The 14,812-nt window shown below is 68.8% G+C and carries 10 protein-coding genes; 4 read left to right on the top strand and 6 right to left on the bottom strand.

Annotated features, from left to right (window positions below; translation table 11 throughout):
• The first annotated feature begins 1 nt into the window (after window position 1).
• A complete protein-coding gene (locus KEG38_RS37130; protein ID WP_272425150.1) occupies window positions 2-3,292 on the top strand; it encodes a DUF2135 domain-containing protein in 3,291 nt (1,096 codons plus the stop codon).
• A gap of 74 nt (window positions 3,293-3,366) precedes the next feature.
• Here KEG38_RS37130 and KEG38_RS37125 read toward each other — a convergent pair whose 3' ends face one another.
• Together KEG38_RS37125 and KEG38_RS37120 are read right to left on the bottom strand one after the other, a co-directional pair.
• Window positions 3,367-6,582 carry a beta-propeller domain-containing protein gene (locus KEG38_RS37125; protein ID WP_272425149.1) on the bottom strand — a complete coding sequence of 1,072 codons (3,216 nt, stop codon included), beginning with the start codon at window positions 6,580-6,582 and terminating at the stop codon, window positions 3,367-3,369.
• A 149-nt stretch (window positions 6,583-6,731) separates the two neighbouring features.
• A complete protein-coding gene (locus tag KEG38_RS37120; protein ID WP_272425148.1) occupies window positions 6,732-8,336 on the bottom strand; it encodes a L,D-transpeptidase in 1,605 nt (534 codons plus the stop codon).
• Window positions 8,337-8,446: 110 nt separating this feature from the next.
• On the opposite strand from KEG38_RS37120, the gene KEG38_RS37115 reads away from it, so the two are divergent.
• Window positions 8,447-9,328 carry a PDDEXK family nuclease gene (locus KEG38_RS37115; protein WP_272425147.1) on the top strand — a complete coding sequence of 294 codons (882 nt, stop codon included), beginning with the start codon at window positions 8,447-8,449 and terminating at the stop codon, window positions 9,326-9,328.
• A 63-nt stretch (window positions 9,329-9,391) separates the two neighbouring features.
• A complete protein-coding gene (locus KEG38_RS37110) occupies window positions 9,392-10,546 on the top strand; it encodes a WD40/YVTN/BNR-like repeat-containing protein (RefSeq protein ID WP_272425146.1) in 1,155 nt (384 codons plus the stop codon).
• A gap of 7 nt (window positions 10,547-10,553) precedes the next feature.
• Here the strand turns inward: KEG38_RS37110 and KEG38_RS37105 are convergent, their stop codons facing one another.
• The 3 genes from KEG38_RS37105 to KEG38_RS37095 all read right to left on the bottom strand — a co-directional run bounded on the left by KEG38_RS37105 (window position 10,554) and on the right by KEG38_RS37095 (window position 11,718).
• Window positions 10,554-10,964: a CBS domain-containing protein gene (locus KEG38_RS37105; RefSeq protein ID WP_272425145.1), complete on the bottom strand. Its 411-nt coding sequence runs from the start codon at window positions 10,962-10,964 to the stop codon at window positions 10,554-10,556.
• A 70-nt stretch (window positions 10,965-11,034) separates the two neighbouring features.
• Entirely contained in the window at window positions 11,035-11,568 is a 534-nt protein-coding gene (locus KEG38_RS37100) for a hypothetical protein (protein ID WP_272425144.1), read from the bottom strand.
• Window positions 11,569-11,577: 9 nt separating this feature from the next.
• A complete protein-coding gene (locus KEG38_RS37095) occupies window positions 11,578-11,718 on the bottom strand; it encodes a hypothetical protein (protein WP_272425143.1) in 141 nt (46 codons plus the stop codon).
• Window positions 11,719-11,852: 134 nt separating this feature from the next.
• On the opposite strand from KEG38_RS37095, the gene KEG38_RS37090 reads away from it, so the two are divergent.
• Window positions 11,853-12,308 (top strand): hypothetical protein, encoded by a 456-nt coding sequence (locus tag KEG38_RS37090; protein WP_272425142.1) that lies wholly within the window; start codon window positions 11,853-11,855, stop codon window positions 12,306-12,308.
• Window positions 12,309-12,321: 13 nt separating this feature from the next.
• On the opposite strand, the gene KEG38_RS37085 is transcribed toward KEG38_RS37090, so the two are convergent.
• Window positions 12,322-14,805 carry a CehA/McbA family metallohydrolase gene (locus KEG38_RS37085; RefSeq protein WP_272425141.1) on the bottom strand — a complete coding sequence of 828 codons (2,484 nt, stop codon included), beginning with the start codon at window positions 14,803-14,805 and terminating at the stop codon, window positions 12,322-12,324.
• Window positions 14,806-14,812 lie beyond the last annotated feature (7 nt).

Genomic DNA, 14,812 nt, shown 5'->3' with positions numbered 1-14,812 from the left:
CATGACCTCACGTGCGCGCGCGTTCTTGGTCCTCCTCGTGCTGTTCGTGACGCTCTCCTCGAGCGTGGGCGGCTGCGGCGGCAGCTCGGCTCCTCCTTCGATGGCGGAAGCGCAAGCGCCCGCCGGGGAGGCCGCTCCCGCGGCCGTCGAATCAATGGAGACGGAGTCGGCGCCGGACTCTCGATACGACGCCGACGATGCAAAACCCGCGGAGCCGCCTCCGCCGCCGGCCGCGCCCGCCCCGATGGCGCCTGGCGCCGCGGCGTCGATGCCCGCGCCCACCTCCGCGCCGCCGCGAGCGCCGGCCTCTGTGGGAGGGGGAGCGCCGCGCTCCGCGGTCGAGGCCAAGGCCGAAGAGAAAGGGGCGGCCGCGGCGAAGCCCAAGTCCGTCGCGGGATCGGACGAGGCGACGACGTGGAAGCGCGCGCAGAGCGGGGCCCACGCGGTGCGCGTGGAGATCGGCGATCGCGAGGCGCTGCCCGTGCGCAGCGTGCAGGCCAAGGTCGCGATCGACGGCTTCATGGCCCGCGTCGTGCTCGACATCGTCGTGAAGAACAACCGCCCGGAGACGTACGAAGGCACGCTCAAGATGCGCCTGCCCGTGGGCGCGTCGCCGTATTATTTTGCGTTCGGGCAGGACGCGATGGCCATCGCGGGCGACGCCGTGCCGGCGTTTTTCCCGGCGGAACGAGCCCGCGGCATGGGCGGCGAGCCGGCCGAGATCCGGAGCGCGCGCCAATCCGCGTGGCAGGGCGTGAAGGAGGCGCGCATGGTGCCGAAAGAAAAGGCCGCGCTCGCCTACACGCAGACCGTGCGCCGCAACGTGGATCCGGCGCTGCTCGAATGGGCCGGGCCGAATGTTTTCAATACCCGCGTCTTCCCGCTCGTCGGGGGCAAATCCCACCGCATCGTGCTCGGCTACGACGTGCCGCTCACGCGGATCGGCGAGGACCTCGAATACAGCTTCGATCTGCCGGAGAACGTCGGCAGCAAGGCGATCGATTTCGCCGTCGCGGCGCCGCAAGGCGCGTCCGTGGACGTCACGCCGGCCGTGCCGGCCTTCTCCGGCCCGGACAAACGTTTCTATCGGTTCGACGATCCGTCCGGAAAAACCGTCACGGTCCGCATCAAGAAGCCGGGCGCCGCGCACGTCGTCGCGACGGACGCCGCGACAGGGCCTTATTTCGCGGCCGACATCGCGCCGCAGTTTCCCGCGTCGTCGGCGGCGAAGGGCGAGGAGAACGTGCTCTTCCTCGTCGACACCTCGCTCTCGTCGAACCCCGATCGCTTCAACGTCTGGCTCAAGCTCCTCGACGCGATCCTCGCGAACAACGAGGACACGATCAAGCATTACAACGTCCTCTTCTTCAACATCGAGCAGACGTTCTGGAAGCCGCGCTTCGTCACGAACGACGCCGCCTCGCGCCGCGAGCTCAAGACCTTCGCCGAGGGCCTCGCGCTCGAAGGCGCGACCGATCTCGGCGCCGCGCTCGCCCGGGCCACGACCGCGCCCGGCGCCCCGCAGTTCGACGTCTTCCTCCTCAGCGACGGCGCCGCGACCTGGGGCGAGCCCGACGCGCAGATGATCACGAAGCGCCTGCAGAAAACCCCGGTCCGCTCGGTTTACGCATACCAGACGGGCCTCGCGGGCACGGACGTGGATGCGCTCACGCTCCTTACGCGCGAGACCGGCGGCGCGCTCTTCTCCGTCACGGGCGACGCCGAGGTCCAGAAGGCCTCGACCGCGCACAAGAGCCGCCCATTCCGCCTGGTCTCGGCGCGTGTCTCCGGCGGCAGCGATATCCTCTTCGCCGGCCGCCCTCGCTTCGTCTTTCCCGGCCAAACCCTCCGCGTCGCCGGCCGCGGCACGCCCGACAAGGACGCCGCCGTCGAGCTCACGCTCGAATCCGGCAGCGGCACGCAAATCGTAAAAGCCCCGCTCGGCCAGGCGATCCCCTCCCCGCTCGCGATTCGTGGGTATGGCCAGATCGCGGTCGCGCAGATCGAAGAGCTCGCCCCGGCCACCGAGACCATGGCGAAGGCGTATTCGATCCACTTCCGCGTCCCCGGCAAGACCTCGTCGCTGCTCATGCTGGAGTCCGAGGCCGATTATCAGCGCTTCGGCATCGTGCCCGAGGACTTCGCCCGGACCATCAAATCGGCGTCGGCCTCGCGCGTCGTCGAGGACACGCTGGCCCTCTCCGCCTCCGCACTCGGCAACCCCAAGGCCACGTTCCTGCGCTGGATCGACGGTTTGCCCACGACGCCCGGCGTGGCCCTCACCGTACCACCTTCGTTCCGCCAGGCGCTCAATCAGATGCCCGAGGAGAGCTTCCGCGTCGACGCGGCCCCGCTCGCCGTGAAATCGCGCGACAAGAAGTCGATCCCCGCCCCCGTGCTCGCCGACCTCACCGCGCACAAGCTCGATTACGATCGCATGACGACCGAGGCCGAGCGCCGGCGCGCCTCGCTCGGGCCCGCGGACGCCCTCAAAGCGCTGAGCTCGCTCGTCGAGGAAAACCCAGGCGATGCCGTGCTCGCGCGCGACGTCGGCGTCACGGCGATGAGCTTCGGCCTGCCCGCGGACGCATTCCACCTCTTCCGCCGCGTCGCCGTCGCGCGCCCCTACGAGCCGCAGACTTACCGCGCCATGGCGCAGACCCTCGCGCGGCTCGGCCGCACGGACCTCGCGATGGCGTATTTCGAGGTGGGCCTCGCGGGGCGATGGGAAGCGCGGTTCGGCGAGTTCCGCAAGATCCTCGCGCTCGAATACTTCGATTTGCTCCAGCGCGCGGCGCGCGGCGACCTCAAAACCCACGTGCCCGAGTACGTCAAGAACCGCCTGCCCCAGGTGGCCCGCGAGACCCAGCTCCAGAGCGCCGATCTCGTCGTGATGATCACCTGGAACACGGACGCGACCGACATCGACCTGCACGTGACCGAGCCGAACGGCGACGTCTGCTACTTCGGCAATCGCCAGACGCAGCTCGGCGGCCAGCTCACGATGGACGTCACGCAGGGTTATGGCCCGGAGATGTACGTCCTGAAAAACGCGACGGACGGCAAGTACAAGATGCAGGCCCATTACTTCGCGTCGGACCGGAACCGCGCCTCGACGCGCACGAAGGTGCAGGTGATCGTGTTCGAGGACTTCGGCATGAGCGCGCAGAAGGCGACCGAGAAGGTCATCACGCTCGAATACGGCAAGCAGAAGCACGACCTCCTGGAGATCGTGCGGAAGGCGAAGCCAGGCCAGAAGCCCAAGCCGACGCTGGAAATGGCGGGGCCCTGACGAATCGCGGCGTGATGGTGCGGGGACGTGCATGAGGGCGCCGGTGGACATCGGCGCCCTCGAGTTGCTCTGAATCAGGGAGATTGCAGCAGGTTCGACTCGTCGATCCCGAGCTGCTGAATGCCGGTCGGCCCCGCGGGGAGGTAGACCTCGTCGTCGATGATCCGCGGGCCGCCCGCGCCATAGTAGTACCAGGTCTTGAAGAAGGCCTGGACGAACGGCGTCTCCGGCGCGTCGAGGTTCACCATCAGCATGCCGCCGTACGTCGAGAGGAACGCGCGCTTGCGGTCGACATGCTGGAGCCAGAGGTAGGCCGGGACGCTCGTGGTCGAGAGCGTGAGGAAATCCTCGCCGTCCGGGCGAGGCGCGAAGACCGAGAACGAGGGATGGTCGTTCCCGTAATAGCCCCCGTACGTCTGCCATTGCAGACTGTGCACGGCGACGGGCAGGCCCCCCTCGTCCACGCCGAAGGACTGCACCCGGCGGAACGGCAGGTGCTCGTAGTTCTGCAGGGACGCGAGGTTGCCCGAGAGATCGAGCTTCGCGAACGCCGAATCCACGAACTGCTGGCCCCACACCTCGTCCTGCGTGAAGAGAACCGAGCCCTTCTTGGCGACGAGCTCACCCGGGACGTTGATCGCCGGGCCAACCACGGGCGCCGCGGGGTTCGCGAAATCGACGCGGCGAACGAAGTATTGCGCATACGGCCGCGGATCCAGCGGCACCTCGACGGGCTTCTTGACGGTGACATAGAGCGAATCACCGTCCTCGAACACGCGAACCGCGTCCTCCCCGACGGGCGTCTGGAGGACGTCGCCGAGCGTCGGCGCCGTGGGATCCGAGAGGTCGAGCCCCCGGAACCAGTATCGCGAGGTCACGAGGGACCGCTCGCCGCCATAGCAGTAGCCGGAAAGCTGCTCCGGCGTCTCGTCGTCCGAGAGCGGCACGCACGACGGCTCGGCGTCCTCATGGTCCGTGCAGGAGGCAAAACCACCGACACAATATTCGGGCTTGCCATCGACCTCGTAACAATCACGCTGGCCCGCGAGGTAGTTGCAGCCCTCCTCGCCGAAGCAATCGACGTTCGCGTAGACGTACTCCCAGCACTGGTTCACGTAGATCTGCTCTTGCGACACGCTCTCCGCACCGGAGAAGACGAGCGAATCACCGACCACGCGGACCGACGCCCAGGGCAGCTCGTTCGTGACGAGTGAGCCGACCTCCGTGGGATTCGTGGGGTCGGAGAGGTCGAAGACCTGCACCGTGGTCGTGTAGGTCGGCCAGTTATTGGCGTTGGACGTCACCGAGACGAATTTGTCGCCGACCTGGAAGAGCGACGCCTGCTGGGGCACCTCGAAGCTCGCGACAGGCTCGGTGAGCTCGACGTCCTGGCCCTGGACCTTGGGGACGATCTCCACGACCTTCGGGCTGTTCGGCTCCGTCCACCAGTAATACCAGTTCGGCTCCTTCACCCGGGCGAGGTGGGAATTGCCGATCGGATACACCCCGCTGTACTCCGGCGCGAGGTCGATCTGGTCGCGCAGGACGGGGTTGTCCGGGTTCGTCTGGTCGTAGACGCGCAGCTCCCGCTCCGAGAGGTTCGCGCCGTTCTGATTCGGCAGGCGGAAGGCGCGGCGCACCGGATCCGAATGCAACATGACCCCGCGCCGCGTCACCGTGTGGTCCGAGAACGTGAAGATCTGGACCGCCGATTTCGCCTGCCACGACCCGTCGACCCCGTATTGATATCCGTAGAACGGCAGGAGCACGAGGCCCGTCTCCGTCTCGCCGGTCGGAGCCTGCACGTTCACCGCATTGTCCGACACGGTGAACGCGCGGTGATCCCAGTTCGCCTCGGACCAGTTCCATCCGCCGTTCTGCCCATCGACTTCCGCCCGCGTCACGAGCGGGTTCGGGTTTTCGAGGTTCGTGATGTCGTAGAGGCTCACCGCGAGCTTGCGTGAGCCCCCCTCGTCGTTCACGCCGATGCCGATGAGGCGCGTCGCGGAGAAGGCGGGCCGGAAGAAATCGTTCCACCCGGAGACGATGAACTCGCTCTTCTCCTCGACGCTGCCGTCCGCGCCGACCGAGAAGGCGTGGAACGGATCCGTCTGCAGGTACGTCACGGCAAACGCCCGATCGTCGAGGAAGATCGCGCCGAACATGGCCTGGTCCGTGCCGAAGGCGGCGTGGTCGATGGGGACGAGCGAGTCGAGGTTCGACGCGTCGAACGTGGTGAGGTGGCTCTGCTTGCCGACGCCCCACCGCGGGCCGGAGAAGACGCGCAGGACGTCGCCGCGCATATCCATGTGGAACTGCGAGCGCACGTAGCCCGGGACGGTGATCTCGTCGCGCAGGGTCATCGCGCCGTCGATGCTCGAGATGTCCACGACCGCGACGTTGCTGCTCTCGTTCGACCAGACGGAGTTGCCGCGGGCCACGAGCAGGACGTCGCCCTCGGCGTGCACGTCCGTCACGTCGCCGCCGAGCTGGATCTCCGATTTCGAGATGAGCTTCGTGGGCGCCACGTCGAAGCTCTTCACGGTGCTCTTGAGCACGTAATCCCAGGAGCCGTCGACCTGCTTGTACTCCCATTCGCTGGCGGCGACGTAGAGCGAATCCTTGTTCAGGCCGTTCGCGTACCGGCTCGTCTGGATGTAGCCCGGGATGTACCGCTGCGAGAGGAGCTTCGGGTGCTGCCGATCGGCGATGTCGACGAGCAGGATCGTCCCGCCCGTGCGGTCTTTCACGATGAACTTCTCGGGGTGCCCTTCGTAGCCGGACCAATCGTTCAGCAGGATGACGGCGCGATCGCCGTCGACGTACATCTCGACGGGCGTACCCTGAATGGGCAAACGGCCGACGATCTGCGTATCCGAGAGGTCGCCGATGTCGATGACCTGGAGCCCGCGATAGAGGTTCAGGTTGAGGAGCACGCCGTCGCTGAGGACACGATAGATATCGCCCTCCTCGAGCTCGCGCTCTTCCTCTTCCTCCTCTTCTTCTTCCTCTTCCTCTTCTTCCCCGTCGTAGCCCCACTGCAACCAGGGTTCGTCGGCGGAGAGGAACGAGGTGGCGCCCTGCTGGGGCAGCGGCGGCGGCGTGGGGCGCGCCTCGGGGCCCGTCGGCAGGGGCGGGAGCTGACCGACGTTGGGCAGCTCGTCGACCTTCGGGGGCACCGGATTGAGGTCGATCCCGCTGCCTCCTCCGAGCGGTCCGCCGGTCGGCGTGGCCGTGCAGCCGGCCAGGAGCGCCACGAGGAGGGAACCACAAAGCCCGGCACGCGACATGGAGAATCCGGTCCGGAGAGCCCGCATGACCTTCGTCCTTTCCGTGAACATCAAAGGAGACACGAAATCTCGAAGATCTAACCCATGCGGGAAGGAGGGAGCAAGAGGAAAGCTCGGGTACAAATCGTGCTCTCGGGGAGAGAGCCCGTTCAGGGGTGGACGTACACGAGCGTGCCGCCGGCGGGGGTCATCGCGCCGTGCCACGCGGCCGGGACGGGCGGATCGGTGAATTCGAAGAGCCAGGCCGCGTCCGCGGGCGAGACGTTCACACAGCCATTGCTGCGCGCCTTGCCGAATTCGTCGTGCCAGTACGCGCCGTGAATGGCGTAATTCTGGTGGAAGTACTGGACGTACGGCACGTCGTGGAGCTCGAACGCGGCCTCGCTCGCCGGATCTCCGTCCATCGTCGCCGTGACGTGCTTCGATTGGACGAAAAACGTGCCCTGGACCGTGGCGCCCGTGGTCTCCGGGTCCGAGAGCCCGCCACGGCCCGTGGAGACGAGCGTGGCGAACACGGGGTTCGTGCCCTCGTAGGCGACGAGCATCTGGAGCTCGATCGAGATGTCGATCCAGCGCTTGCCGCGTTTGGCATGTCCCCAGAGATCCTGCCCGAGCCGGCCGATCCGCAGGCTGCTCGCCGCGAGCCATACGCCCTCGGTGGTCTCGACGTAGGCCGCCGGCGCCTCGCCCGGTTTTCCCTCGACGCGGTGCCCGCCGCCGCTCGACGCGCGCCCCGTGAGCACCCAGCCACTCCGGAAAGGGACGTACTCCGCGGGCCGGAGCTTGCCCTCTTCGTCGGGCCGCAGCGCGCGCAGGCCCTGGTGCATGACGAACGCCGGCACGCCCGGCGCCTTGAAGACGACGCCGCGCAGCTCGGAGAGGTGCGCGGGACGCGTGCGATCGATCGGGACGAGGTCGAGCTCGGTCGTGAGGCCGAAGCGGCGGTCCGTCCAGTCGAAGCTGGCCATCAGGCCGAACGCCGAGCGCGCCTTGGCGCGGCCGCGGTGCGCGTGGAAGCGGACCTTCTCCTCGGCGCCCGCGGGCTTCGGCAAATCGCGGCCGGACTCGAGGAAGGGGGAGATCGGATCCGCATCGCCGATCGTCCTGCCAATCTCCTGCACGATCCAGTCGTTCATGCCGCGCGCGCCGAGGGGACGGCCCTCGACGGTGCGTTGCTCCTCGGGCGTGGGGAGGTGGACGTAGAGGTGCGGCGGGGGGCTGCGCGAAACGACGTAATGGTAAGGGAACGGTTCGCCCCGGCGCGGGCCGCGGACGGCCGCGAGGGCGACGGGATGCTTCGTGTCGAGCGTCGCGCCCGTGCCCACGCAGACGTAGCCGCGCGGGTGGATCCGATAAAAGCCGCCCTTGCACCGCTTGAAGCCTGCGGGCTCGGCGGCGCGCGGGACGATGGCGCCCGCGCGCAGGTAGCCGAGCCGCGTGGACTGGTAATCGGGCGCGATGTACACGAAGTTGCGCATCGCGATGCTGGCGAGCTCGTGGCCCTGGCCTGGCTCGAGGTCCGCCGGCGCGGGGCCTTCGGGCTCGGGCTCGCTCACGGCCGAGGGCTCGGGCGGGAGCGGGAGCGCGCCGCCCGAGGCGACGGATGCCGCGGGCACGGCCGGATCCGGCCCCTCGACGGTGCGGCCCGGCGGCTCGTCGGGCGCGCCACACGCGACGAACACGACGAGCGTCAGCACGAGCGCGACGAAGCGCGCTCGCGGCACCTCGTTCGGGGGCGTTCGGCGCGCGTCCACGGCGGGGGACTATAGCCGATCCTCGCGGGACGCGTGGGGTTTGCCCGCGGAGCGGGAAAAGGGCATTTTTGGGCTCCCGGAAGGGGTTCGCGTCTGCTAGGTTGTGGAGCATGGATCCCAAGCCTGATCGGTCGACGGTCCTCCTCGCGCCCCCTCGCGGCGGCGGTGGCGCGGCGCTGTCGTTTCCGCCGTCGGGCTCTCGCCCGGGACGTTTTCCGCCGGTCGACGAGCACATCGTCGTGCCCGAGACGACGCGGGATGAGATGATCCGCGGCCGCAAGGTCGTCGCGCAGCCAGCGCTCGAGCCTCACGCGGACCTGCAGACGAGCCTGGATTTTTTGATCCTCCCGCACGTCCGTCCGGGCTACCGGCCCTCGACGGAGCTGCTCACCCGCGTCTCCGAGGGCTCGAACTTCGCGACCGACCTCTCGATCCGGCGAGAGGGGCAGGACCCGGCCACGGGGCGGCGTTTCCTGGAGGAGATCTCGTTCGAGATCGTGAACGAGCAGAGCGTGCGCGACGTGGTCGAGAAGGCCGAGGAGCTCGCGGAGCGCGGCGTTCGTCGGGTGTTCGCGATCTTCGTCAAGCGCCGCGAGGTCTGCGAGTGGTCGACGGAGAAACACGCGTTCGTGCCGCTCCTCCTGGACGGCATGCTCGAGGATTCGTGCTTCGTGCGTCCCATTGCGGTGCGCGCGCTGCTCGACGTGCAGAACGCGGAGCGCGAGGTTGTGCGCGCGCTCGAACGAAAAGGGAACGCGGAGCTCGAAAAGCTGAAGGCGGGCGCGCGCGACGAAGGCCGCGAAGAGGGTCGCGAAGAAGGCCGCGAAGAAGGCCGCCGCGAGGCGCTCCGCACCCTGCTCCAGGCGCGCTTCGGCGAGATTTCGGCGAACGCCGAGGCCCGGATCGCCGGAGCCACGCGCGCCATGCTCGACGCATGGATCCTGCGCCTGCTCGACGCGAAGACGATCGACGAGGTCTTCGCAGAGTCCTGAGCGTACCCACGCGCGGGCGCGGCTCTTTACGCTCGCGACGTCCATGAGGCACGATGGCTCTCCATGCCGCGCGCCTTCGCCTTGCCCGTGACCCTCGCGACGCTGTTCGTCCTGCCCGCCTGCGGCCCGTCCGAATCCGCTGGCAGCGGCGGCGCGGCATCGAGCGGATCGCAGCAAAGCAGCGGCGCAGGCGGCCATGGCGGCGAGGCGGGAAGCGGGGGCGCGGGCGGCAGCGGCGGAATGGGCGGCAGCGGCGGAGATGCGGGTCCCTCGGCCTGGCAGACCGTGCTCGATGCGCAGGACCTCGACGGCGCGGTGCTTTCGATCTGGGGCGCGAGTCCCTCGCATGTGTTCGCCGTCGGCGGGCCGCTTGGGAACGAGGGATTCGAGACGCTCGTGGTGCAGTTCGACGGCGCCACATGGAAGCGGCTCACGCCGGGCGGCGCCGAGACGTACTGGTGGGTGCACGGCACGGGCCCCGACGATGTGTGGTTCGTCGGGGAAAAGGGGCGCATCACGCACTGGAACGGCGCGTCGTTCACGGAGCACGCGTCCGGGGTGGAGGCGACGCTCTGGGGCGTGATGGCCTTCTCGAAGACCGAGGCCTTCGCCGTGGGCGGCACGCCCGGCGGTGGGGTTTTCGCGCCAAACGACATCGTCCTCCATTGGGACGGCACGACCTGGAAGCCCGAGCCGCTGCCCGGCGCGCCCCTCGGCCGCACGCTTTACAAGATCTGGGGCAGCGCGCCCGACGACCTGTATGCCGTGGGCGAAAAAGGAACAATCTGGCGCAAAAAAGGCGCGGCATGGTCGCTCGTCGAGCCCGCGCCCACGCCGGCCAAGCTGTTCACCGTGTCCGGCTGCGGGGTGAAGGAAGTGTATGCCGTCGGCGGCTCCGCGGTGCTCCGCTCGGACGGAGACGGTTTTTCTGAAGTGAACGTTTCCCTGACGAACCTCGTCAACGGCGTCGCATGCGGCCCCTCGGGATCGGCGCTGCTCGTCGGCGACGGCGGGCAAAAGCAGAGACTCGTGGACGGGGCTTGGATCGACGAGTTCGTCCTCGAACCCTACGACGATCTGCACGCGGCATGGTCGGACGGCGAAGGCTCGTTCTGGGCCGTGGGGGGCGATTTTTATGCGCCGAAGGCCCCCGGGGTGCGGCGCAAGGGTGTCATCGCGCGGTATGGCCCGGGCACCTTGCCCGGCGTAGTGCAATGAGCGGGACTCAGCCGCCCTCGACTTCGTCGAGCATCGTGGTCAGGGCCCGGAGCGCGTCCACGGTCGTGAAGAGACCCACGACAGTGTCGCCCTCGACGACCACGGCCGAGCCGTATTTCTTTTCGGCCATCATGCGCGTGACCTCGGCGAGCGGACACTCGGGCGAGACGCTGTAGGGCGGGCCCAGGATGAAGTCCTCGACGCAGGCCATGCCCGCGTCGACGACGCGCATGTTCTCCACGATCTTGAGCTCGCGCTCCGAGAGCAGGCCGATGAGCTTGCCGGCCTCGTCGACGATGGGCAGGTGCCGGAAGCCGTGCTCGTCGAGCAGCTTCATCGCGCGCGCCATCGTGGTCGTGCGCGGGACGGTGAGCGGGCTCCGGGTCATGTACGTGCGGACGATGCGGCGCGTTCCCATGCGGTAACGCGGTACCGCGACGCGACGCGCTCCGCAAGCGCCGAGCAACCTGCCGCGTGACGTCTCGACGTCAAAGGGACGGCAGGACGGGCGCGAATCGCTCCTCGAACGAAGCGTCCACGAGCAAGCTGCGATCGAGCTCGACGGTCGTTCCGTCCTTGCCGACGAGCCGGTATCGCGCCTCGCCCATGGCGTCGACCGCGACGAACGAGGTCGTCCGGGTGCGAAGGACCGGCTCGATCGCAAAATACCGGGTCAAAAAGAGCCGAATGCGCTGCGCCGCGCGCTCGTTGTCCATGTACACGCCGCCGTGCGGGAGGCGGAAATAAACGCGGCTCTGGGCGTCGACACGGACGTAATAAAATGCGTGGCTCTGCACGCCGTGGCCCCAGAAGCCGACGAGCAGGTATCCCTCGGGGGCGGTCCGGAGAAACGGGCCGATCTCGGCCTGGGCGAGGGCGACGCCGTGCGCGTGCGCGACCTCGGAGCCGACGAGCATGGCCGACGCATCGAAAGGACGCAGCGGATCCGTGGGGAGCATGCCCTCCGGCGGGAGGATGCCGAACCGGTCGTGGAAGGTCTGGACGAACAGCTGCATCGGCACGCGCCGGGCTCACCAGAGCACGCGCCCCTCCATTTCGCCGACGACGAGGCGCACCTCGCCCGAGAGGCGCGTTGACATCGCCGGAGACGCCAGATACCAAACCGCTCGCGCCACGTCCGTCGAGGTCGAGCCCTGTCGTTCCAGATCCACGGAACTCCGCATAAAACGATCCCGGCCGGACCACAAGGACGACAGCACGAGCCGAGCCTTCCCCTTCCCTTCGAGCCCGGCCCTGCGATAGCCTCGCGGCGATGCGGCGCGGCGGTGAACGAACGTTCGGACAGATGGGTGCATGGGGCGTCATTTTTGTGGCACTCGCGGGGCTCGCCGCCTCGTGCGGGGGCGGCGGAGCGAGCACCACGAGCGAGGCGCCGAAGACGCCGGCCGTGGCCGAGCTGCCCGCGTGCACCACGGAGGCCTGCGAGGACCTCTCGGCGTGTCCTTTGACCTCCAAGGAACACCTCGACGCCTTCAACTGCCGGCCTTGCGGCGAGGAGGCGGCGAAGGACTGCGAGGACGCGAAGGCCTGCACGGTGCGCGACGCGCGGAGCCTGGAGGCGCTGATCTGCCGGGCGATCCGGCAGGAGACGCCCTGCCAGGCGGCGACGACGCGCGCGCTCGAAGGGTGGCGCAAGGACGGCGAGCTGCCGTTCGTCGACGAACCCATCCTGAAGCGCGCCGTGGAAGAGCGTTACGCGCGGCAAGCCAAGGCCGCCCTCGCTTGCACGAGCGCTCGCTGACGGGCGTTTTTTCTCAACGCACGAAGACCGGGTTCGTGAAGGAGAGCGGCGGAACGCCGGGCACGTAGGCGTCCATGGTCTTCGTGCCGCGGGCGATGGCGAGGATCCAATCACCCTTCTCGAACGTCTCGCGGCTGCGCTGCTCGACGGGGCCCTTGCGGCCGGCAATCGGGAAGGTCCGCACGGTTTTTCCGCGCTTGACGAGCTCGATCCGATCGACGTCGATCCAGGGCGGTGCGTCGACGCGGACGACGACCTCGGCCTCGCCCGGCGGGATCGTCTCGCCCATGGCTTTGCCAGCGACCTCGATCCGGACGAACGGCCCTCCGGAGACGCTCACATTTCCCTTGCGCAGCGCGTCCACGAAGGCCGCCTCGGAAACCACGCCCTTCACGTCGTCCCCGACGAACACCATGTTCCGGGGCAAACCCGCCTCGTGGTAGACGAGCTTGTGCGAGTCGGAGTTGCCGGTGCCGACGACGCGGAAGCCCGCGTCGAGCAGCGCATACCAGTCGCGCAGGACCGGCTCGACCCCGGCGATGTAACGGGAATGGTCGCCGTTGTAGACCTCGAGCAGATCGAAGCCCATGTCGGCGAGCGGGGAGCGGTCGAGCCAACCTTTGAGGTCGTCGGTGTCGAGGCGGAGGAGCTCGAAGTAGCCGATGCCGCCCCAGCGCGGGTGGTTCACCTGGAGGATCGTGCTCGTGCCATAAGGTTTCTGCGCGCGCGCGGCGGCGAAAATCTCGGCCGGCAGGACGCCGATCCAGGGGAGCGGCACGGACGCGGGCAGGAGCGGGAAGACGTTGAAATGGCCCCAGGCAGGCGAGGTGACCTCGTCGCCGACGATGCTCACGAGATCCGAGGCGAGGCCCATTTCGCGGATCGTGGGGCCGTAATCGGTGACGGCGTTGTGGTCGGTGGCGACCGCGACGTCGACGCCCACGGAGACGAGGCTGCGCACGCGTTCGGCGAGCGGCGCGGGGGCGTCGGGGGAAGGTTCGGCGTGGAGGTGCAGGTCGGCCGAGACGAACCCTTTCGTGTCGACGACACGTTCGAGCTTCGCGCGAACAGTGACCTCGCGGCCCGCGGCGACCTCGATGTCCTCCTCGTGCGCCGAGTACGAAAAGCCGCGCGTGAGGGCGACGTGGTATTTGCCGGGCGGGAGGAAGAGGTCGCGCTCGCCGCGGTCGAGGTACACGACGTTGAGGGCCGCGCCGAGGAGCGGTTCGTCGCCCCAGTCGGGATCGGACGTGCCGTCCTTGCCACGCACGAGGAGCCGCGCAGGGATGGGTTTTCCGCCGTCGGTGACGGCGATACGCAGGCGTCCGGCGGAGGGTTTGGCACGAGTTATCTCTGCGGCGAGGGATTCGACGCGGATCCAGGGGCCCGGAGCGTGGCCGGGCGCGACGAAACGTGCGTCGAAGCAGCCCTCGGGCAGGTCGACGGCGCGGTCTGTCTTGCCAAACATGCGCTCCTCGGCGGCGAGCTCGACGTAGATGCGGCGGCGTCCGGCGCCGTCGCAGCGGGCAAGCTCGATGCGGCTGCCGCGGACGGGGAGCGTGGGGAGGGTGACGCGGCGTCGGGCGGTGGGGGCGCGGCAGGGCAAGGCGAGCGCGGCGTCGCCGGAGGAGCGGTCGCTCAGGGTGACGGCGACGCGGCGTCGCTCGGAGGCGCCGGCGTGGACGACGGGGACGACGCGCTCACCGGTGAGGGCGGCCTCGAAAAACCCATATTCGGGCGAGCCGAAACGAGCGAAGAGCGGGCCTTCCTCGGAGCAGAGCGCGTACGCGGTGCCGAGGCTGTGGCGGGCGACGAATTCGGTGCGGAGCTGAAAAGCCCGGGTGATGGGCCCCGCGCCCTCGAGCCACGTGGGTACGTTGCCCCAATGGATGTTCTCGCCGAGGGTGACGGCAAGCGCGGGGAGGCGCTTGGCGGCGCCGAGGGGGCCGGGATCGACGGGCTCGATCTCGGGTGAGGTGACGGCGAGGCTCTCGATCCAGAGCGCATCGCCGGGGCCGAAGAAATAAAAGCTCACGTGCGTGAGGGGCTGGCCACGCACGGCCCGATCGACACGGACGACGTTTTTCTTTTCGCCAACGAGCTCCACGCGGGCGACGTCGGTGGTCGCGACGCCGAGGCCCATCTGGAGGACGGATTGCAGGGAGACCATCCCATCGGCGCCGCCCTCGGGGCCATAATCGACGAGGTGGCCACGCGCGGAGACGACGGCGACGCGGCCCGCGTGCGAAAGGACGAAATCCCCCGGGCGAGCGTCGACGCGCAACCCCTTGAGCGGGACTTTTTCGCGCGCCTCGACGGGCGCGGCGGTGCCGAGGGCGCCGCTCGGAGGATCGACGGGGACTTCGCGCGGGACGACGGGCGCAGGCGGCTCCTCGGGGGGATCGGTGGCAGGCGCGCCCGTGGGGCCGGTGGGCGCGGCGGCGCAGGAGGCGGCGATGGCGGCGAGCGCGAGGACGAACGGGGAGGAGAGGCGCATCGAGGGG

It is taken from the genome of Polyangium jinanense (assembly GCF_028435265.1).
Taxonomy (GTDB): Bacteria; Myxococcota_A; Polyangia; order Polyangiales; family Polyangiaceae; genus Polyangium; species Polyangium jinanense.
This window is presented reverse-complemented; position numbering and strand designations above follow the sequence as displayed.